This window comes from Heliomarina sp. (assembly GCF_052826185.1).
The window spans coordinates 549,096-570,196 of the sequence record NZ_JBRBUI010000054.1 but is presented as its reverse complement, the minus strand read 5'-3'; the positions used below and the strand labels follow the sequence as shown (position 1 = coordinate 570,196).

Below are 21,101 nucleotides of genomic sequence, written 5' to 3'. Positions count from 1 at the left end.
CCACTCTATGACCTTCCGCAAGCAAGGCAAAGCCTTGGAATCATAATAAAAGACCCGGGTCGCCGCCCATTTGCAACCCCGGAAACACGACCCTTTCAAGCGTGGCCTGATCCAGCCCCGCCATGCCGCGCAAAATCCAGGCCGCAGGCGCGCGCACATCCTGCGTGGGCATCAGGTCGCGCCGCTCGAAAAGGCTCGCCTCGTCCAACCCGGGCCAGTCCCCGTAAACGCGACCGCCGCGAATGGCCCCGCCCGCCATGATCATCGCGCCGCCGGTGCCGTGGTCGGTGCCGCCGGTACCATTCAGCCGCGCGGTGCGCCCAAATTCCGTCATCGCAACCACGGCGGTCTTTTGCCAGACCGCCTCACCCACCCCCGCCTGCAAGGCAAGGATCGTATCCGCCAGCCGACCCAGCGCGGGCTGGATTGCGCGGCTCTGGTTGTTATGCGTGTCCCAGCCGTTGATCGAAAAGGAGGCGATCCTTGTATCGCCGCGCAGCTGATCTGCGGTAAACTCGGCCACCTTCAGATGCGCTTTCGAGGGCGGCGTCGGCGGCGGCGCCATCGGTTCGTCCTCGTCCACCGTCACGCTCAGCGGGCCGGGTTCCTCATCCATGTCCGACAGCATCAGCGCCTCGTTCAGCGCCGCGTGAAAGGCCGGATCGTCCTGCATCACCATCTGCGCCAGCCGCAGCGCCTGCGGACTCAAAACAAGGTTGGCATCGGGCGACCAGTCGGCAACGGGCGCCGGCCCGTTCAGCACCTTCATCTCGCCGTGACCGATGGCAAAAGCGGTGCGCGCCTCAACGCCGCCCACCTCGCCCAGCATGCGGTTGAGCCAGCCATCGCGCGAACCGTTCAACGCATCGGTCCCCGCCTCGAGCAGATCTTGACCGTCGAAATGGCTTCGCTTGTCGCGATAAGGCGTTGAAACCGCGTGCACAAATCCAAGCTGCCCCTTGGTCCAAAGCGGCATCAACCGGTCCAGCGCCGGATGCAGCGCAAAGAATCCGTCAAGGTCGGGCGCTTCTCCGCCCAGTTCCCCGCGCAACTCTGCATATTCCGGTGCGCCATAGGGGCGCACCACGTCCAGACCGTCCATCGCACCGCGCAGGATGATCACCACCAGCCGCGTGTCCCACGGCGCGGCGGCAAAGCTCATCGGCGTAAGCAGGGGCGAGGCCGCAATCGAACAGCCAATCAGCGACGACCGGGCAAGAAAAGCGCGGCGGGAAAGGGCCTTGGTCATCTCGTGTCTCCTATCGTCTCTGGAAGGCGGGCGCGGCCAGCACCATCCCGATCGCGTCGGACTGGCTCTCTGCGGCGCGCGCGGCAAATTGCACGTGTTCATCGGCGAAATCGCCAAGGGTCGAGGCGACGAACCCCATCGGCTCGGGCAGATCCGGGCAAAGCACCTGCGGCGCGCTCACCGCCCAGCGTAGCCGCATCGCCACGCCCTGCGGAGTGATCCACGCCTCGTCCTGCTCTGGCCAGCCATCCGGCCCGTTCGGATCCTGCCAAGGCTGACCCATGTCGCGGAGCGGGTTGACCAGCGTGCGGCGCATATCGCGCCGCCGCAGCCGCGCCACATGGTCAGGATCGACCGCCAGCGCCCGCCAGCCCGAGGCGATGAAGTCCACCGGCGGTTTGACATTGCCGCGCGGCGTGTCCCATGCGGCGGGGTGTTCCAGCAGCGCGCCATAGACCGCCATCAGGTCACCCCCGCTCGCGACGTAGCGCTCGGTCACATGCGTCACCAGACTTTCGTCCGGCGTATCCGACACGAAATGCACCGCCAGTTTCGACGCGATATGGCGCGCGGTCACCGGATGCACCGCAAGGTCGTGCAGCGCCTCAAGCACCGGTTCAAGCCGCGCCGGATCGCCGCCGTAACTCTTCCCCATGATCTGCTCCGCCCCGGGCTCGGCAAAACCCCGTCGAAACCGGAATCCCTCGCCAAATCCAAAGGTCAGGCCGGTAAACAGTTCGGCCAGTTGGCGCACGTCATCCTGACTGTACGGCCCGCCAACCCCCAGCGTATGCAACTCCATCACCTCGCGGGCGAGGTTCTCGTTCAACCCGTCCAGCCGGTCATTGCGATTTACCGCCTTGCTATTCGGCCCGGTAGAGCGGTTCTGATCAAGGAAATGCAGCATCAGCGGATGCGTCACCACGGCGCTCAGCATATCGCCAAAGGTGGCGGTTACATTGGGCCTGATCGCATCCTCGATATAGGGCGCGGTCGCCGTGCGCAGCAGCCCGATCTTGCCCTTCGCGGTGAAATGATCGGCCCAGAAGGCAACAAGCCGCTCGCGAAATCCGCTTTGTGTATGGGTGCAACGCAGCATCGCCCGCATTGCCCATTCCATGCCAACCTCGTTCTGCGCGCGGCGCGCGGCGCGATAGGCCTCGCGTTTTTCCTGATCCTTGGTTTTCTGGAACGCCTTGCGCAGTTTGCGTGTCTCGACCACCCAGGCGCTGAACCGGTCAAAGCTGTCGATGGGAAACCGCGTGGCCATTTCGTCCGGCGCCGCAAGCGCGGTCAGCATAGCTTCGGGCGAAGCAGGCGGCGCGACCACCGGCGACATGCCATAGCCAAATCGCACTTCGGCAAGCTGTGCGGAAAAACCCATGTTTCTAACCCCTTGGCACGTGTCCCAAAGACTCGGGACCTGTCGGCAGTTCGTCGCGATGTTCCACCGCTCTCACGGATATAACGCACAAGAGCCGGAAATCCGTCGCGAGCGCGGCAATTTTTCGCGAAACCCGAAGGCCCCTCGCCGCGTTTCCTTCGCACATTTAAAGGGAGCACCCAGATGACCGACATTTACAGCGCCATCAAGGCAGATCACGACAATCACCGCAAGCTTCTCGACCGGATCGAACATACCTCCGGCGACAGCAACGACCGCCGCGACGCCTGGGATGAATTCTACCGCGATGTCAAAAGTCATGCCGCCGCCGAAGAGGAAACATTCTATTCCAAGCTGATTTCCAAGACATGGGGTCAGGACGCGGCCCGCCATTCCGTCCACGAACACCAGCAGCTGGACGATATCATGGAAGAGCTGAACGAAATGGACATGAGCCTTGGCGGCTGGCTGCAAAAGTTTAAGAAACTGCGCCACGATTACGAACACCACATAGACGAGGAAGAAGACGAGGTGTTCTCGCGCGCCCGCGAAGTCATCGATGAATCCGACCTGAAAGGCTTTGGCGACCGGTTCGAGGCCCGCAAGGCCGAAGAGGTCAAACTGATCGCCAAGAAACGCGAAGACAGTCTCGAAGACTGACAGGCGAAAGCCTGAGAGACGCAAAAAGGCCGTGGCGGAACCTACCCCGCCACGGCCTTTTTCTTAGCTCAAACCGTTGTTATTCCTTCGGAATAACCCGCAACCCCAGCTCCATGAGCTGGTCGCTTGTGGGATCCGACGGCGCGTTCATCATCAGGTCTTCGGCCCGCTGATTCATCGGGAACATGATGACCTCGCGAATATTCGCCTCATCCGCCAGCAGCATTACGATCCGGTCGATTCCGGCGGCACAGCCCCCGTGCGGCGGTGCGCCATACTGGAACGCGTTGACCATGCCGCCAAAGCGTTTCTCGACCTCTTCCTTACCGTAACCAGCAATCTCAAACGCCTTGAACATGATCTCCGGGCGGTGGTTACGGATCGCGCCCGACACCAGTTCGTACCCGTTGCAGGCGAGGTCATACTGGTACCCCAGCACCTCAAGCGGATCGCCTTCCAGCGCCGCCATCCCGCCCTGCGGCATGGAGAACGGGTTATGCTCAAAGTCGATCTTGCCGGTTTCCTCGTCCTTCTCGTAAATCGGAAAATCGACGATCCACGCAAAAGCAAAACGGTCCATGTCGGTCAGGCCCAGTTCCTCGCCGATGACGGTGCGCGCCTTGCCTGCGACAGTCTGGAACGCCGCCGGTTTGCCGCCAAGGAAGAAGGCCGCATCGCCGACGCCAAGGCCCAGCTGCTGGCGGATCGCCTCGGTCCGCTCGGGGCCGATGTTCTTGGCGAGCGGCCCGGCTGCCTCCATACCATCGCCCTGATCCCGCCAAAAGATATAGCCCATCCCCGGCAGGCCCTCTTTCTGGGCAAATGCGTTCATCCGGTCGCAGAACTTGCGCGACCCGCCCGTCGGCGCAGGGATAGCGCGGATCTCGGTACCTTCCTGCTCCAACAGCTTGGCAAAAATCGCAAAACCGGACCCGGCAAAATGCTCGGAGACCACCTGCATCTTGATCGGGTTGCGCAGATCGGGCTTGTCGGTGCCATACCAGAGCGCCGCATCGCGATAGGAAATCTGCGGCCATTCCCCCGGCGCATCGACCTTCTTGCCGCCGCCGAATTCCTCGAACACGCCCGCGATCACCGGCGAGATCGTGTCGAACACATCCTGCTGCTCGACAAAGGACATCTCCATATCGAGCTGGTAGAAATCGGTGGGCGAGCGATCGGCGCGCGGGTCCTCATCGCGGAAACAAGGCGCGATCTGGAAATACTTGTCAAAGCCCGACACCATGATCAGCTGCTTGAATTGCTGCGGCGCCTGCGGCAGCGCGTAGAACTTGCCCGGGTGCAGACGGCTCGGCACAAGAAAGTCGCGCGCGCCCTCGGGCGACGAGGCGGTGATGATCGGCGTCTGGTATTCGCGGAACTTGCGATCCCACATGCGCTTGCGAATGCTCGCCACCACGTCGGAACGCAGGGTCATGTTGCGCTGCATCGCCTCGCGGCGCAGGTCGAGGTAACGATAGCGCAGACGGGTTTCCTCGGGATATTCCTGATCCCCGAACACGATCAGCGGCAGCTCTTTCGACGCGCCCAGCACCTCGATGTCGCGAATGAACACCTCGATCTCGCCGGTCGGCAGCTTGGGGTTCACCAGTTCCGGATCACGCGCCTTCACCTCCCCATCGATGCGGATACACCATTCCGAGCGCACCTTTTCCACCTCGGCAAAGGCCGCGCTGTCGGGATCGCACAGCACCTGGGTCACGCCGTAATGGTCGCGCAGGTCGATGAAAAGAATGCCCCCGTGGTCGCGGACCCGGTGCACCCAGCCCGACAGGCGAACGGTTTCGCCCACATTTTGGGCAGTCAGGTCGGCGCAGGTATGGCTGCGATATGCGTGCATTACTCAATCCTTCAAGGGCGTTTGGCGGGTCGCGCCGATACAGCCCGACAGCCACCGGAAGTCAAGGCCCCCCGAGAATCCCGGCATTTATCAAAAAAATGTTTGGAATATGCCGTTCGAGAGCTATTCTTCTGACCGCGCTTGATAAAAGTGTTAACAAAACCTTTCTCGGGTGAATGAGATGTGGCAAACCATTTTTGAAAAAATGGTGTCGCGGCTGATCCAGAGCGGAGAACTACGCGTCACCTATCCAGACGGACGGACACGGACCTTCGGCCCCGGTGGCACCCTTACCGCCGCCATCCACATACAAGACAAGGCGCTGTTCAAGGGCCTCTGCACCCATCCCGATCTCGCTCTCGGCGAGGCTTACATGGATGAACGCCTCACCATCGAAAACAACGACATCGAAGGGCTGATCAAACTGGTTTTGCGCAATGCCTATACCAATGTCCTGCCGCCCTGGGTGCAATTCGCCGACCGCACCCGCTTCGCGCTCGGGCGCTGGATCCAGCGCAACACCCCGGAACTGGCCCGCTCCAACGTCTCTCACCATTACGACCTATCCAACGATTTCTACCGGCTCTTCCTCGACGAGGACATGCAATACAGCTGCGCCTATTTCACCGATCCCGCGATGTCGCTCGAAGAAGCGCAGATCGCGAAAAAGACCCATATCGCGCAGAAACTGCAAATCGAACCGGGCATGCGTGTGCTCGACATCGGCTGCGGCTGGGGCGGCATGGCCATCACCCTCGCCCGCGACTACGGCGCCCGGGTAACCGGGGTCACGCTCTCCAGCGAACAACTCGCCCTCGCCCGCGAACGCGCCGCCAAACAGGGCCTCTCCGATGTCATCGACTTTCGGCTGATCGACTACCGCGAAATCAACGAACCCTTCGACCGGATCGTATCGGTCGGCATGCTCGAACACGTGGGCCTGCCCCATTACGCCGAATATTTCGACAAGGTCAGCGACCTTCTCTCCCCCGACGGCATCGCCCTGATCCACACCATCGGGCGCAGCGGCCCGCCAATGGCGGAATCCGAATGGATCACCAAGTACATCTTCCCCGGCGGCTATGTCCCCTCCCTGTCAGAGCTCGCCCCGCCAATCGAGAAATCCGGCCTCTGGAATACCGACCTCGAAGTGCTGCGCCTTCATTACGCGATAACCCTGCGGCACTGGCTGCAGCGCTTCGATGCCAATATCGACAAGGTGCGCGAAACCCATGACGACCGCTTCATCCGCATGTGGCGTTACTACCTGACGGTCTGCTTCCTCGCCTTCGAGGAACAGAAACAGGCAGTATTCCAGTTCCAGCTGACCCACCGGCGCGACGCGGTCCCGATCACCCGCGACTATCTTTACCACGATCACGGCCCAAGACGTCAGGCCGCGGAATAAGCCCAGACGCCCCCGGCAGAGCGCCTTGCCCCTTCTTTGGGTCTTAAAATATCCCCGCCGGAGGCATGAAAACTTTTGCCCCCGCCCTCCGCAGGCGCCACGCCGCAAAAGAGGCGCAAACGCCCCCTTGCACCTGCTTGCTCCATGCCTATAACGCAGGACAATTTGGGCGCGCCTGCCAGCCGCGCTCCCCGCATCGCAATTCAAGAGGGGCCGTGACATGCCAAAAAGAACCGATATCAAATCCATCATGATCATCGGCGCCGGCCCCATCATCATCGGACAGGCCTGCGAGTTCGACTATTCCGGCGCCCAGGCCTGCAAGGCCCTGCGCGAGGAAGGCTACCGGGTCATCCTCGTGAACTCCAACCCCGCGACGATCATGACCGATCCGGGCCTGGCCGACGCCACCTATATCGAACCGATCACCCCCGAGGTCGTGGCCAAGATCATCGAAAAGGAACGCCCCGACGCGCTCCTGCCGACTATGGGCGGGCAGACCGGCCTGAACACTTCGCTGGCCCTCGAAGAGATGGGTGTGCTGGAAAAATTCGGCGTCGAAATGATCGGCGCCAAGCGCGAAGCCATTGAAATGGCCGAAGATCGCGCGCTGTTCCGCGAAGCGATGGACCGGCTCGGCATCGAAAACCCCAAGGCAACCATCGTCACCGCCCCAACCGGCGCCAATGGCAAGAAAGACCTCAACGCCGGTGTGCAGCTCGCGCTCGAGGCGCTCGAGCATGTGGGCCTGCCCGCGATCATCCGCCCTGCCTTTACCCTTGGCGGCACCGGTGGCGGCGTTGCCTACAACCGCGACGATTACGAACACTACTGCCGCTCGGGCATGGACGCCTCACCGATGGGCCAGATCCTCGTCGATGAATCCCTTCTAGGCTGGAAAGAGTTCGAAATGGAGGTGGTGCGCGACACTGCCGATAACGCGATCATCGTCTGCTCCATCGAGAACGTCGATCCGATGGGCGTGCACACGGGCGATTCGATCACCGTCGCCCCGGCGCTGACGCTGACCGACAAGGAATACCAGATCATGCGCAACGGCTCGATTGCCGTGCTGCGCGAAATCGGCGTCGAAACCGGCGGTTCCAACGTGCAATGGGCGATCAACCCTGAAGACGGCCGCATGGTCGTGATCGAGATGAACCCGCGTGTCTCCCGCTCCTCGGCGCTGGCCTCCAAGGCCACCGGCTTCCCCATCGCCAAGATCGCGGCCAAGCTCGCCGTCGGCTACACGCTGGACGAGCTCGACAATGACATCACCAAGGTCACCCCGGCCTCCTTCGAGCCGACCATCGACTACGTGGTCACCAAGATCCCGAAATTCGCGTTTGAAAAATTCCCCGGCTCCAAGCCCGAACTCACCACCGCGATGAAATCCGTGGGCGAGGCCATGGCCATCGGCCGCACCATCCACGAATCGCTGCAAAAGGCGCTCGCCTCGATGGAATCCGGCCTGACCGGTTTCGACGAGATCGAAATCGCCGGGTTCGACGCCTCCCAGCCTGAGGATTCCGCAGATAACAAGGCCGCGCTGGTCAAGGCGATCAGCCAGCAGACCCCGGACCGGATGCGCACCATTGCGCAGGCCATGCGCCACGGCATGAGCGATATCGACATCCACGGCGTCACCATGTTCGACCCGTGGTTCCTTGCCCGGATCCGCGAAATCGTCGAAACCGAGGCCGACCTGCGCAAGAACGGCCTGCCCACCACCAGCGAAGGCCTGCGCGCGGTCAAGATGATGGGCTTTACCGATGCCCGTCTTGGCAAGCTTACCGGCCGCGACGAAGACAACGTGCGCCGCGCCCGCCGCAATCTCGACGTCAACGCGGTTTTCAAGCGGATCGACACCTGCGCCGCCGAGTTCGAGGCGCAGACCCCCTATATGTACTCGACCTATGAAACCCCGGTCTATGGCGAGGTCGAATGCGAAGCCCGCCCCTCCGACCGCAAAAAGGTCGTGATCCTCGGCGGCGGCCCGAACCGTATCGGCCAGGGTATCGAATTCGACTACTGCTGCTGCCACGCCTGTTTCGCCCTCACCGACGCGGGCTATGAAACCATCATGGTCAACTGCAACCCGGAAACGGTGTCGACCGATTACGACACCTCCGACCGGCTCTATTTCGAACCGCTGACCTTTGAGCACGTGATGGAGATTCTGCGGGTCGAACAGACCAACGGCACGCTGCACGGCGTCATCGTCCAGTTCGGCGGTCAGACCCCGCTGAAACTCGCCAATGCGCTCGAAGCCGAAGGCATCCCGATCCTTGGCACCACCCCCGACGCCATCGACCTTGCCGAGGACCGTGAGCGGTTCCAGGACCTCGTCAACCGCCTCGGGCTGCGCCAGCCCAAGAACGGCATCGCCTCGACCGACACGCAGGCGCTTGAAATCGCGGATGAAATCGGCTTTCCGCTGGTGATCCGCCCGTCTTACGTTCTGGGCGGCCGCGCGATGGAAATCGTGCGCGACATGGACCAGCTCAAACGCTACATTCGCGACGCGGTGGTGGTGTCCGGCGACAGCCCCGTACTGCTCGACAGTTATCTCTCCGGTGCGATTGAACTCGACGTAGACGCGCTCTGCGACGGCAAGCAGGTCCATATGGCCGGCATCATGCAGCATATCGAAGAGGCCGGCGTGCACTCGGGCGACAGCGCCTGCTCCCTGCCGCCCTACTCGCTCTCGAAAGAGATCATCGACGAGATCAAGAAACAGACCGAGGCGCTGGCCCACGGGCTGAACGTCGTCGGGCTGATGAACGTGCAGTTCGCCGTCAAGGCCAACGAAAAAGGCGAAGACGAGATCTTCCTGATCGAGGTCAACCCGCGCGCGTCGCGCACCGTGCCGTTCGTCGCCAAGGCCACCGACAGCGCCATCGCCTCGATTGCCGCCCGTGTCATGGCGGGCGAGCCGCTCTCGAACTTCCCGATGCGCGCGCCCTATGACACCGATGCCGATTACGATGACGTACTGCCGCTGGGTGATCCGATGACGCTGGCCGACCCCGACATGCCGTGGTTCTCCGTGAAAGAGGCGGTGCTGCCGTTCGCCCGTTTCCCCGGTGTCGACACCATCTTGGGGCCGGAAATGCGCTCCACCGGCGAAGTCATGGGCTGGGACCGCTCCTTCCCCCGCGCCTTCCTCAAGGCGCAGATGGGCGCGGGCAACCCGCTCCCGCGTGAAGGCCGCGCCTTTCTCTCGATCCGCGACATTGACAAGACTGCCCAGATGCTGGATGCGGCGCAAACCCTTGTGTCACTTGGCTTTGACATCGTCGCCACGCGCGGCACCAAGGCCTGGCTCGACGGGCATGGCGTGCCCTGCACCGCCGTAAACAAGGTCTACGAAGGCCGCCCCGACGTGGTCGACATGATGAAGGACGGGGGCATCCACCTCGTCATGAACACCACCGAAGGCACCCAGGCGGTCGAGGATTCCAAGGGCATCCGTTCCGTCGCGCTTTATGACAAGATCCCCTATTTCACCACCGCCGCCGGTGCCCATGCCGCCGCTCAGGCGATCAAGGCGCAGGCCGAAGGGGACGTGGGCGTCAAGGCGCTTCAGGGGTAACGAGATCGCGGCCTGCCTTCGGGCGGGCCGTTTTGCATCCGGGCATAACCGGATGCCGTGTCAGACCTGTCGCAAATTTCCAACGCCCCGGATATATATCTCGCCAAAAGCGCCCTGCCCGGCCGCGTCCGCAAGATTTGATTGACCCCGTCACCGACAGCTTTCTACAATTTCGGCCAACCAGAACTGGTAAAAGACAAGCGCCGCAAAAGTGGCCGACACCAATTGACCGGAGCAGTCCCAATGCGTATCGCAATCGCCCTTCTTGCCCTGACGGCCCTTTCCGCCTGCATCAACGTGGTGCCGCTCGTCCCCTTCGTCTGACGCGACACTGGCATTTGCTGCACTGCGGCGGTGTACAGGGGGTGTACGGCTTGTGCACGGGCTGTGCATCGCTGCTGCACAGGCCAGAAACCGCGCGTCACTACCGGCCGCTGCGTTAACCTTTGCAGGTCTTTACCCTTCCCAGCCTTCCCGGTTAACAGGGCGGACGGTCCACCGCTCAACCCTTGCGAGCGGCCTGCCCCCGATATAGTTTTGTCAGACACAAACAAAGGAAAGCTCTGGTGCCCCACATCCCCGCGATAACCGGAACCGGTGTCTTTACACCCGAACAGGTCATTACCAACGCGGAACTGGTCACCGCTTTCAACGCCTATGCCGAGCGTTACAATGCCGAACACGCGGATGAAATTGCCGCAGGCACGCTGGAGGCAAAAGCCCCCTCTTCCGAGGAATTCATCGTCAAGGCCTCGGGGATCGAACAGCGCTATGTGGTTGATAAATCGGGCATTCTCGACCCGACCCGCATGTATCCCGCGCTACGTCAACGCAGCGACGACGAACCCTCGCTGATGGCGGAAATGGCGCTGGACGCGGCGCAAAAGGCGCTGGCGATGGCCGGTCGCAAGGGCGAAGACATCGATCTGGTGATCTGCGCCGCCTCGAACATGGAACGCGCTTATCCGGCGGTAGCGGTTGAAATTCAAAGCCTTATCGGCGCGGGCGGCTTTGCCTTCGACATGAACGTGGCCTGTTCCTCGGCGACTTTCGGCATTCAGGCCGCCGCCGACATGGTCCGCGCGGGCTCGGCCCACCGGGCGCTGGTGGTCAATCCGGAAATCTGCTCGGGCCATCTGGAATGGCGCGATCGCGACTGCCACTTCATCTTTGGCGATGTGGCCACCGCGACGATCATAGAACCCGCCGACGAAGCCAAGGGCGGCTATTTCGAAATCCGCTCGACCCGCTGCGCCACGGAGTTCTCCAATAACATTCGCAATAACAACGGCTTCCTGCGCCGCTCGCGCCCTGATGGCGTGGCCGACCGCCGGGACATGCAGTTCATGCAGAACGGCCGGAAAGTCTTCAAGGAAGTTGTGCCCATGGTCAGCCAGCACATCATGTCCCACCTCGGGGAGGAACATGTCGAGCCGGACCAGTTGAAACGGCTCTGGCTGCATCAGGCCAACAAGTCCATGAACGATTTCATCGGCCGCAAGGTTCTGGGACGCGAACCCGCCCCCGGAGAACAACCCAATATCCTTCAGGATTACGCCAATACCTCCTCCGCCGGATCGATCATCGCCTTTGCCAAGAATTCCGAGGATTTCGCCGAAGGCGATCTGGGCCTGATCTGCTCTTTCGGCGCCGGCTATTCCGTGGGCTCGGTGCTTCTAGAGCGCCACGGTTAATTTCGCCTGAAGAGAACGTCCCGTGGCGAAACTGTTTTTCAACTATTCAACGATGAATGCTGGCAAATCGACGATACTGCTGCAGGCATCTCACAACTACCGCGAAAGCGGCATGGAAACCTACCTGCTGACGGCCCGCATCGACGACCGCGCTGGCGCCGGAAAGATCGCGTCGCGCATTGGAATCGCACAGGAGGCAGACCTTTTCTCGCCGGGCGATGACCTGTTCGAGCGGATCTCAAAACGCCTCGAAACCGGCCCGGTCGCCTGTATCTTCGTGGACGAGGCCCAGTTTCTCGAACCCGCGCAGGTCTGGCAACTCGCCCGCGTGGTCGATGACCTGAAACTGCCGGTTCTGGCCTATGGGCTGAGGGTGGACTTCAAAGGAGAGCTCTTCCCCGGCTCCGCCACCCTCCTGGCGCTTGCCGACGAAATGAGAGAAGTCCGCACGATCTGCAAATGCGGGCGCAAAGCGACGATGGTCATCCGCCAGGACGAAAATGGAGGGGCCATCCTCGAAGGCGCTCAGGTCCAGATCGGCGGCAACGAAACCTACGTCTCCCTATGCAGGCGGCACTGGCGCGAAGCCGTCGGCGACACCGCAGAACGCGGTCGTCATACAAGCTGATATCTCGGCGCTTTCCGTATTTTTTAACGAGAAGAAGTAGAAGAGTATCCTTATCTTCTTCTCGTCTTCAAATACGGAAAGCGGAACATCTCAACACATGCAAGGCTGGCGTTCAGTGCAGGCGGCCGCCCATTGGCACATTCTGATCGGGACCGATGAGAACGACTTCGCCATCTTCGTCCGGAAGGCCGAGGACCAGCACTTCGGACATGAAGCGGCCGATCTGGCGCGGCGGGAAGTTCACCACGGCCAGGACCTGTTTGCCGATCAATCCCGCGGGGTCGTAATGCGCGGTGATCTGGGCGGAGGACTTGCGCTCGCCTATTTCGCCGCCGAAGTCGACCCATAGCTTAATCGCCGGTTTACGTGCTTCGGGATAGGGTTCGGCGCGGGTGATCGTGCCGACGCGCACGTCCAACTTCAGGAAGTCATCGAAATCTATTTCAGCCACGGGAAAGCTCCTTGGACCTGTCGGCGGCTGCCGCAACCGCTTTTTTCAGCAATGGAGGGAAACCGGTCTGTTCATCCATCAGGACTTCGAGCGCAGCCTGTGTCGTTCCGTTGGGGCTGGTGACATTTACGCGCAGCTGAGCAGGGGTTTCCTCGGCATCTTCGGCGAGGGCGCCGGCCCCGGCGACGGTGGCGCGGGCCAATTGCAGCGCGAGATCGGGGGACAGGCCCTGCGCCTCGGCCGCGGCGGCCAGCGTTTCGATCAGGTGAAAGACATAGGCGGGGCCGGAACCGCTGACCCCTGTCACCGCATCCATCTGGCTTTCGCTTTCAAGCCGGACGACCTGACCAACCGCGCTCAGCAGACCTTCGGCAAGGTCGAGCGATGTCGCATCCGTCTTGTCATTGCCGATGATCGCGGTGATGCCGCGTCCGACGGCGGCTGGTGTGTTTGGCATGGCGCGGATGATCGGCGTGTTCTCTCCAAGGGCCGCCTCAAAGGACGAGAGCGGCGTGCCCGCTGCGACGGAGACAAAGAGGGTCGTGCCGTTGCCAAGGGCCTTCATCGAAGGCAGCGCCTCGCCCATCATCTGGGGTTTGACGGCCACAAGGACAATGGCGGGATCCTCCGGCAGATCGGCATTCACATGCACCCCCTGTGCCTTGACCCAATCGGAGGGGTTGGGGTCTAGAACCCAGACGGAGGGGGCGGGAAGCCCCTGCTTGAGCCAGCCGGCCAGCATCGCCGAACCCATCTTGCCGCAGCCCAGGAGCACGAGCCCCCGCGCTGCAATTTCCGACATATCCATTTGCACGCCTTCCTGTTGCCGTTTCCGGCGAAAGGTTTACGCGCGGCCGTAAGCCTCTGCAATGGCGACCTGCATCGCCTCTTTCGCGGTGCGGTCTCCCCAGACCATCAGCTGGATCGCGGGGTAATAGCGTTCCGACGCGGCAACGGCCGTGTTGATCAGCGTGTCGATCTGTTCGGGGCTGGCCATCTGGCCGCCGCTGAGGACAAGCCCATAGCGGTAGACCATTAGTTTCTGCTCCGCCCAGTAGGTAAAAGCGCCCGCCCAGCACGCATCGTTCATGTGGTTCAAAAGCTCGTAGAGCGGCTGGACCTTTTCCTCGGGCGGTTCCATTTCAAAGGTGCAGACCATCCGCAGGGTCTCGTCGAAACCCGACCATGCAAGGGTAATCGAATAGGTTCGCCACTGGCCTTCGACCGCCATGGCGATCTGGTCATCCCCGATGCGATCGAAATCCCAGTCGTGGTGTTCTGCCAGATGCTCGACAATGTCGATGGGGTGAATGTCTTCTTCCAGGTACTGTTCGGAAAGGGCCATGGTGCCACCTCATGATCTCTAGCGGCGTAGTTTTTGAACCTACAAACGCTAGGTAGCTGCTCTACGGACCGGGGCGACCCCCCGTGCCCGTACTAGATATGGTGGGCGGCAACGCACATTCTGGCAACCCCCTATTTTGGGGATTACTGCAATAAGTTGTGGACATGTCGGGAAAACGCTCAATATCTCGGCTGGGCAGGCCTCGAGCCGGACCGCGCGGATATGCCAATGACATTTTGACCCGACGGTAAGCCGGGCTTCGTCATGGAATCGGTGCGTCTCAGTTCTTGATCTTGGCTTCCAGCGCTGCGATCCGGGCCGAGAGCGCATCGTTTTCCTCGCGCGCCTTCTGGGCCATCGCGCGGACGGCGTCGAATTCCTCGCGGGTCACAAAGTTGCGATCCGCCAGCCAGCGATCCATCATGCCTTTCATCGCTGTCTCAGCTTCATCCCGCGCGCCTTGCGCCACGCCCATCGCATTGGTCATGAGTTGCGAGATATCGTCGAAAATCTTGTTACGGGTCTGCATCTGTCATCTCCGGGTTGTTAACGCCTATATGGGCCTTCGAACCCGTCGCGGCAAGGTTGACTTGCCCCGAGGAGCAAAGGCAAGAGACGCGCATGAAAGCCCTGATCGAATTTCCCGAAATTTCCCCCGACCTGCTGTCCGTTACGATTGGCGGCTTTGAGCTTGCCCTGCGCTGGTACGCTCTGGCCTATATTGTCGGCATCCTCATCGCCTGGGGGCTGGCGGTACGGGCTGTGCGACGGCCCTCTCTCTGGCCGGGCGAAACGCCCCCGATGACCCCGAAACAGATCGAGGACATGTTGTTCTATCTGGTGCTGGGCATCATCCTTGGCGGGCGGCTTGGCTTCGTGCTTTTTTACCAACCCGGCTATTACCTTTCCAATCCGGGTGAAATCCTGCGGGTCTGGCAAGGCGGCATGTCCTTTCACGGTGGCATGATCGGGGTTCTGATCGCTGCGTGGCTCTTCACCGCGCGCCACAAGATCGACCGCCTGAGCGCGGCAGACCTGATCGCCCATGCAGTGCCGCCGGGTCTGCTGCTGGGGCGGCTGGCCAATTTCATCAATGCCGAGCTTTGGGGCCGACCGACCAACCTGCCCTGGGGCGTCGCCTTTCCAGGGGTGGCCGCGCAAGACTGCGGACAGGTTGCCGAATTATGCGCCCGCCACCCCTCGCAGCTCTACGAAGCGGCACTCGAAGGCTTGCTGCTGGGCGCCGTTCTGCTCTGGATTGCCTATCGCCGGGGGGCGTTCCACCGCCCCGGTCTGGTCATGGGCGTGTTCTTTGCCGGTTATGGGCTGGCGCGTTTCATCGTCGAATTCTTTCGCCAGCCTGACGCGCAATTCGTCTCACCGGGTAATCCGCTGGGACTCGCCTGGCATATCGGCGGATATGGGCTGACGATGGGGCAGATCCTCTCTCTGCCGATGATCGCGCTGGGGCTTTATTTTGCGCTGCGGGCCAAAAGGCCTGCGCGATGAGCCTCCGCGACATCATCACCGCCCGGATCCGCAGCGATGGGCCGATCAGCATCGCCGATTACATGGCCGACTGCCTGCTGCATCCGACCTATGGGTATTACGTCACGCGCGACCCTTTGGGTGCAGCGGGCGATTTCACCACCGCGCCCGAGATCAGCCAGATGTTCGGTGAGTTGATCGGGCTGTCGCTGGCGCAGGCGTGGATGAATCAGGGCTGCCCCACGCCCTTTACCCTCGCGGAACTGGGGCCCGGTCGCGGGACGCTGATGCAGGACGCGCTGCGCGCCGCGTCGAAAGTGCCGGGATTTGCGGCCGCCCTGCGACTTGTGCTGGTCGAGGCCTCGCCAGTCCTGCGACAGGCGCAAGGCGAGCGTCTGGCCAGCTACGATCCCGCCTGGATAGATTCCGTGGCAGAGCTGCCCGAGGCGCCGCTGTTTCTGATCGCGAACGAGTTTTACGACGCCTTGCCCCTGCGCCAGTTTCATAGGGCCGAGGAAGGCTGGAGAGAGTGCCGGGTCGGGCTGGACGGCGACCAGCTGACGCTCGGACTGGCCGGGGCGGCGGCGCAACCGGTGCTGGATCACCGGCTTGAGGATACAAAGCCCGGCGATATCGTGGAATTCTCTCCGGCGGCGACATCGGTGACCGAGGCGATTGCCAGCCGCATCGCCGCGCATGGCGGGGCCGCGCTGATCGTGGATTACGGCGACTGGCATTCGCTGGGCGACACGGTGCAGGCGCTGAAAGATCACGAACCGCGCCCCATTCTGGATACGCCCGGAGATGCGGATCTGACCGCCCATGTGGATTTCGAGACCATCGCGCTGGCCGCCCGCGCAGCGGGGTGCGCTCACAGCCGTCTCGCTCCGCAGGGCGTCTTCCTCGAACGGTTGGGAATTACGCAGCGCGCCGAGGCATTGGCGCGCGGGGCGGGCGACAAGGCGCTGTCCGAGATCACCGCCGCACATCGCCGGTTGACGCACCCTGTAGAAATGGGAAACCTGTTCAAAGTGATGGGATTGTTTCCCGTTACCGCGCCACCGCCGCCGGGACTTACCGTATGACTCTGGAAATTCTCACCGCCGAGCCGCTGGCGCCGTTGCGCCACGGCTTCTTTACGCGCAAGGGCGGCGCGTCTTCGGGGATATTCTCGGGGCTGAACTGCGGCAACGGCTCCTCGGACCAGACCGATATCGTGAGCATCAACCGGCATCGGGTGGCCGACGCCATGGGCGTTTCTTCTGACTATCTGGTCGGCGTCCATCAGGCGCATACGGCGGATGTGATAACGGTCACCGGCCCACTCGATGAAATACCGCGCGCAGATGCGATGGTCAGCGCCACGCCCGGCGTTGCGCTTGCCGTTCTGACGGCGGATTGCCAGCCCGTACTCTTTGCCGACCATGAGGCCGGCGTGATCGGCGCGGCCCATGCCGGATGGCGCGGGGCGCTTGACGGGGTGCTAGAGGCGACGCTGGACGCGATGGAAAGCCTTGGCGCGAATCGCGAAGACATCAACGCCGTGATCGGCCCGTCGATCAGCCAGCGGGCCTATGAGGTCGGGCCGGAATTCCTTGACGATTTCATGGCCGAAGACCCGCAGAATTCCCGTTTCTTCGCGGGTGGTGAAGGCGACAGAATGATGTTCGACCTGCCCGCCTACGGGCTGCACCGCTTGCGCAGCGCGGGAATAGGCCACGCGGAATGGACCCGGCACTGCACCTACTCCGACGCGGACAGGTTCTATTCCTACCGGCGCAGCACCCATCGTAGCGAAGCCGATTACGGGCGGCTGATCTCGGTCATCCGGCTTTGATGCGATTCCCCCGCGGGGGATTCGTCGCAATTGTGGCAAAGCCTCACGGGGACTCTCGCCAATCTCGTGCCCCCTCGGAATGTCCTGATTTCCGCTGAATTGAATCTCTCAACGATTCCAGTGCGCTTGCATCGGGCTGACCCCGACTTTCGCCAGCTAAGAAAATTTCCGGATTCTCCCAAAAGCCGCCATATCTCTGCCTCAAACAGAAGCGAGATTAACCAAGACGCACCGGACAACAGAGAACGCGAACGGATGCGCCGCGACAAACGAGGAGAGACAGAATGAAAAACAATAACCGTTTCATCAAATCCGTTGTCGCAGCAGCGCGCAATTCGGAAACCTCCCTGCCCTGGTCACGCGGGTCAAACCGCGCTGCCATGATCGCCCGTCGCGCCAAGGTGGAGACGTCGAAACAACGCTCTGCCTGACGAACTCACGAAATACGCCCAACCAACCGGACGATGCCCCAAACTATCCGGCTGGCTTAGATGCCCGTCCTGTCAGTTTTTGACAGGGCGGGTATCGTTTTTTCAGGGGCCGCTTTCGCTGACGATGGTCCAAGAGATTCGCTTGTCCAAACACAACCAGCGAAAGATTGCCGATTAATTCATCGCAAATGTGGCGGGATTGAAAAGCCCGTGGGGACAATAACGAAAGTGACCTCGGGTATTGTTTGCGCACAGACACCAATAACAATCAGTCTTTGACAAATTAAGCGAAATACCGCCATTTAACCTGTGTAGCAGATCAATACGTTAATACGTCGATTTGTCGTTGTCGGTGGGGGCCGGCGCAGATCTGACCCAAAAGAAAAGGGCCGGAACAAATGACTCTCCCCACATCGCTTTCCCTGGCGGCGCATCGTGCTGTGCAGACCGCCTCTCCCGATATGAACAATCCGGCCGACCTTCGCGATAAACCTCGTCAGCAGCTTCGCCGCTACGAAGTCACCTCGCTCTTGCCGGATGGGTCGTTTACCGAAGCGCGCCACATCGCCCCTGCCCTGCCCCTGTTCGAAGACGCTTTTTGCGCCTTTTCGCGCGGTGCGCTGATCCCCACCGTTTCCGGCCATATCGCGGTCGAGGATCTGCTACCCGGCGACGAGATCATTTCGGCCGAAGGCTCGGTTCAGAAACTGCTCTGGAAAGGCAGCACGACGCTGGTGCCCGGACGCCCCGGCCCGCAGGGACGCAACATGCGCCTGACCCGCTTTATGGCGGATGCCTTTGGCATGCAGCGCCCGCTATCCGATGTCGTGGTCGGCAGCGCCGCCCGCGTCCTTTACACGCCGCCGCACCTTCGCAACGCCCATGATAGCAGCCACAAGCTGACCCTGGCACAGGAATTCGTTGACGGGATGAGCGCGATCGAAACCGCGCCCCCTACGCCGGTTGAACTGTTCCACCTCTGTGTAAAGCGTCACTGCACCATCCGTATTGGCGGTCTGGAGTTCGAAACTTACCATCCCGGCACCGGCGCGGCGCGCTCCACCAGCCAGCAGATGCGCAGCATCTTCTTCAACCTGTTCCCGCATATCGAACATTTCGGGGATTTCGGGCCGCTCGCATTCGAGCGCTCGGACGAGGATCTGCACGGCTCGGGAGCGATGATCGCCTGAAAGCAAGCTTTAGGTACATCGATGCAGCCGCCCCTTGGGCGGCTGTCTTCGTTTTCAGGCGTCGCGGTTGAGCCGTTCCTCTAGCACATCAAAGGGAACGCCCGGCTCGTCCTTGGCCACGCGGATTACCAGCGATGTCTTGACGCTTGCCACGTTGGCCGTGGTCAGCAGCTCGCCGGTCAGAAAGCTTTGAAAGCTGGAAAGATCCGGCGCCACGCATTTCAGGATGAAATCGACTTCGCCGTTCAGCATGTGGCATTCCCGGACAAGCGGCCACTTGCGGCAGCGCGCCTCGAAAGCGGAGAGTTCGGATTCGGCCTGGCTGTCGAGCCCGACCATCGCAAAGACCTGCACCTCGAATCCCAGTTCGCGGGCGTTCACATCGGCATGATAGCCACCGATCAGCCCGGATTCTTCAAGCGTGCGCACACGACGCAGGCACGGCGGCGCAGAGATACCGACGCGTCTGGCAAGTTCCACGTTGGTCATTCGTCCGTCGTCTTGCAACTCGGAGAGTATTTTGCGATCAATCGGGTCAAGTCTTGTCGTGACCATTCGGCGCTCCTGAATTTGCATTTGTTATAGCAGCGTCCCAATTGGGCGCAATAATATTTCGTCTGATTGAAATTATATCAGCCAATTCCGAAATTTTGCCGAACCGTTGAACAAATCGACCTCGCGGAATTGGGGGTTTAAGCGCGCAGCCCCCGTCGTTATATCGCAATGAACCGGGCTGACTTTTGCGGCTCATCGCATTTTTCGGGGGTTCCCATGGCAACGTCGCGTCATACCAAAGTTCTTATCATCGGGTCCGGACCGGCCGGCTATACGGCGGGCGTCTATGCCTCGCGGGCCATGCTGTCGCCCATCCTTGTGCAGGGCATCGAGCCGGGCGGTCAGCTGACCACCACGACCGAGGTCGAAAACTGGCCCGGCGATACCGAGGTTCAGGGCCCCGACCTGATGGTCCGGATGGAGGCCCATGCCAAGGCGATGGGCTGCGAGATCATCGGCGATATCATCACCGATCTGGATCTGTCGAAACGCCCCTTCACCGCCACCGGCGACAGCGGCACGACCTATACCGCCGACGCGGTGATCCTTGCCACCGGTGCGCGGGCCAAGTGGCTTGGCCTGCCCTCCGAGGACAAATTCAAGGGCTTTGGCGTGTCCGCCTGTGCGACCTGTGACGGGTTCTTTTATCGCGGTCAGGAAATCGTGGTGATCGGCGGCGGCAACACGGCCGTCGAAGAGGCGCTGTTCCTGACCAACTTCGCCTCGAAGGTGACGCTGATCCACCGCCGCGACGAACTGCGTGCGGAAAAGATCCTGCAGGACCGTCTGGCCAAGAATCCCAAGATCGAACCGCTGTGGTTCCACCAGCTCGAAGAGGTCGTGGGCACCGACAGCCCGCTTGGCGTCGAAGCGGTGAAAGTGAAACATGTAAAGACCGGCGAGATCACCGAGATTCCGACCAAGGGCGTCTTTGTCGCGATCGGCCACGCCCCCGCCTCGGAACTGGTGCAGGGCCAGTTGGAGCTGCATCACGGTGGCTATGTCAAAACCAACCCCGGCAGCACCGAAACCTCGGTGCCGGGTGTCTTTGCCGCAGGCGATCTGACCGACCATGTCTATCGTCAGGCCGTGACCAGCGCGGGCATGGGCTGCATGGCGGCGCTGGATGCCGAACGGTTTCTGGCTGCACAGGGCGATACCGAAGGCAAGGACATGACCGAGCCATTGGGCTATGGCGCACCGGTCGCCGAATAAGCGCCGCCCCCCGCTTGACGAACAAGACGGCCCGGACCAAGGTCCGGGCTAAACTTGAACGGAGCCCCCATTTGAAAAGCCGCTGGCAAGGCACTCTGGCAACGCGGCTG

General features: G+C 61.7%; 19 protein-coding genes. 11 read left to right on the top strand and 8 right to left on the bottom strand.

The annotated features are described in order from the left end of the window. Nucleotides 1–40 precede the first annotated feature (40 nt). Both ACU0FH_RS20960 and ACU0FH_RS20955 read right to left on the bottom strand, forming a co-directional pair. Nucleotides 41–1,249, bottom strand: a complete 1,209-nt coding sequence (locus ACU0FH_RS20960; protein ID WP_446196641.1) for a DUF1501 domain-containing protein — start codon at nucleotides 1,247–1,249, stop codon at nucleotides 41–43. A 10-nt stretch (nucleotides 1,250–1,259) separates the two neighbouring features. Beyond that, nucleotides 1,260–2,633 carry a DUF1800 domain-containing protein gene (locus tag ACU0FH_RS20955; RefSeq protein WP_446196640.1) on the bottom strand — a complete coding sequence of 458 codons (1,374 nt, stop codon included), beginning with the start codon at nucleotides 2,631–2,633 and terminating at the stop codon, nucleotides 1,260–1,262. Nucleotides 2,634–2,816: 183 nt separating this feature from the next. Here ACU0FH_RS20955 and ACU0FH_RS20950 point away from each other — a divergent pair, with 183 nt between their 5' ends. Continuing rightward, nucleotides 2,817–3,293 (top strand): hemerythrin domain-containing protein, encoded by a 477-nt coding sequence (locus tag ACU0FH_RS20950; protein WP_238370047.1) that lies wholly within the window; start codon nucleotides 2,817–2,819, stop codon nucleotides 3,291–3,293. Between the two features lie 79 nt (nucleotides 3,294–3,372). On the opposite strand, the gene aspS is transcribed toward ACU0FH_RS20950, so the two are convergent. Further along, on the bottom strand, nucleotides 3,373–5,154 hold the full coding sequence (gene aspS, locus ACU0FH_RS20945; RefSeq protein ID WP_446196639.1) for an aspartate--tRNA ligase: 1,782 nt from the start codon (nucleotides 5,152–5,154) through the stop codon (nucleotides 3,373–3,375). 181 nt (nucleotides 5,155–5,335) lie between these two features. On the opposite strand from aspS, the gene ACU0FH_RS20940 reads away from it, so the two are divergent. The 4 genes from ACU0FH_RS20940 (at nucleotide 5,336) to ACU0FH_RS20925 (ending at nucleotide 12,479) form a co-directional block, all read left to right on the top strand. After that, complete coding sequence (locus ACU0FH_RS20940; protein ID WP_446196638.1) at nucleotides 5,336–6,562, top strand: class I SAM-dependent methyltransferase; 1,227 nt, start codon at nucleotides 5,336–5,338, stop codon at nucleotides 6,560–6,562. A gap of 220 nt (nucleotides 6,563–6,782) precedes the next feature. Beyond that, the gene (gene carB / locus ACU0FH_RS20935; RefSeq protein WP_446196637.1) at nucleotides 6,783–10,157 is read left to right on the top strand and encodes a carbamoyl-phosphate synthase large subunit; all 3,375 of its coding nucleotides are present in this window, start codon (nucleotides 6,783–6,785) and stop codon (nucleotides 10,155–10,157) included. Between the two features lie 566 nt (nucleotides 10,158–10,723). Further along, on the top strand, nucleotides 10,724–11,851 hold the full coding sequence (locus ACU0FH_RS20930; protein WP_446196636.1) for a beta-ketoacyl-ACP synthase III: 1,128 nt from the start codon (nucleotides 10,724–10,726) through the stop codon (nucleotides 11,849–11,851). Nucleotides 11,852–11,873: 22 nt separating this feature from the next. Then, the gene (locus tag ACU0FH_RS20925; protein ID WP_446196635.1) at nucleotides 11,874–12,479 is read left to right on the top strand and encodes a thymidine kinase; all 606 of its coding nucleotides are present in this window, start codon (nucleotides 11,874–11,876) and stop codon (nucleotides 12,477–12,479) included. A gap of 112 nt (nucleotides 12,480–12,591) precedes the next feature. On the opposite strand, the gene ACU0FH_RS20920 is transcribed toward ACU0FH_RS20925, so the two are convergent. The 4 genes from ACU0FH_RS20920 to ACU0FH_RS20905 form a co-directional block, all read right to left on the bottom strand. Then, complete coding sequence (locus tag ACU0FH_RS20920) at nucleotides 12,592–12,930, bottom strand: tRNA-binding protein (protein ID WP_446196634.1); 339 nt, start codon at nucleotides 12,928–12,930, stop codon at nucleotides 12,592–12,594. Then, a complete protein-coding gene (proC, locus tag ACU0FH_RS20915; RefSeq protein ID WP_446196633.1) occupies nucleotides 12,923–13,738 on the bottom strand; it encodes a pyrroline-5-carboxylate reductase in 816 nt (271 codons plus the stop codon). Before proC ends, ACU0FH_RS20920 begins: the two co-directional genes overlap by 8 nt. 36 nt (nucleotides 13,739–13,774) lie before the next feature. Next, entirely contained in the window at nucleotides 13,775–14,275 is a 501-nt protein-coding gene (locus tag ACU0FH_RS20910) for a YbjN domain-containing protein (protein ID WP_446196632.1), read from the bottom strand. Between the two features lie 280 nt (nucleotides 14,276–14,555). Then, a complete protein-coding gene (locus tag ACU0FH_RS20905) occupies nucleotides 14,556–14,804 on the bottom strand; it encodes an accessory factor UbiK family protein (protein WP_238370038.1) in 249 nt (82 codons plus the stop codon). Between the two features lie 92 nt (nucleotides 14,805–14,896). Here ACU0FH_RS20905 and lgt point away from each other — a divergent pair, with 92 nt between their 5' ends. From lgt to ACU0FH_RS20880, 5 genes are all read left to right on the top strand, one after another. Continuing rightward, complete coding sequence (gene lgt, locus ACU0FH_RS20900) at nucleotides 14,897–15,784, top strand: prolipoprotein diacylglyceryl transferase (protein WP_446196631.1); 888 nt, start codon at nucleotides 14,897–14,899, stop codon at nucleotides 15,782–15,784. Next, nucleotides 15,781–16,848, top strand: coding sequence for a class I SAM-dependent methyltransferase (locus ACU0FH_RS20895; protein ID WP_446196630.1), 1,068 nt, complete (start codon nucleotides 15,781–15,783; stop codon nucleotides 16,846–16,848). Before lgt ends, ACU0FH_RS20895 begins: the two co-directional genes overlap by 4 nt. Continuing rightward, entirely contained in the window at nucleotides 16,845–17,600 is a 756-nt protein-coding gene (pgeF, locus tag ACU0FH_RS20890; protein WP_446196629.1) for a peptidoglycan editing factor PgeF, read from the top strand. The genes ACU0FH_RS20895 and pgeF overlap by 4 nt, the downstream gene beginning before the upstream one ends. 284 nt (nucleotides 17,601–17,884) lie before the next feature. Beyond that, a complete protein-coding gene (locus tag ACU0FH_RS20885; RefSeq protein ID WP_238370034.1) occupies nucleotides 17,885–18,031 on the top strand; it encodes a hypothetical protein in 147 nt (48 codons plus the stop codon). A gap of 398 nt (nucleotides 18,032–18,429) precedes the next feature. After that, on the top strand, nucleotides 18,430–19,221 hold the full coding sequence (locus ACU0FH_RS20880; protein ID WP_446196628.1) for a Hint domain-containing protein: 792 nt from the start codon (nucleotides 18,430–18,432) through the stop codon (nucleotides 19,219–19,221). A 54-nt stretch (nucleotides 19,222–19,275) separates the two neighbouring features. Here ACU0FH_RS20880 and ACU0FH_RS20875 read toward each other — a convergent pair whose 3' ends face one another. Next, nucleotides 19,276–19,776: an Lrp/AsnC family transcriptional regulator gene (locus ACU0FH_RS20875; RefSeq protein ID WP_088634812.1), complete on the bottom strand. Its 501-nt coding sequence runs from the start codon at nucleotides 19,774–19,776 to the stop codon at nucleotides 19,276–19,278. 216 nt (nucleotides 19,777–19,992) lie between these two features. Between ACU0FH_RS20875 and trxB the strand changes: the two genes are divergently transcribed. After that, nucleotides 19,993–20,991: a thioredoxin-disulfide reductase gene (gene trxB / locus ACU0FH_RS20870; RefSeq protein WP_446196627.1), complete on the top strand. Its 999-nt coding sequence runs from the start codon at nucleotides 19,993–19,995 to the stop codon at nucleotides 20,989–20,991. Nucleotides 20,992–21,101 lie beyond the last annotated feature (110 nt).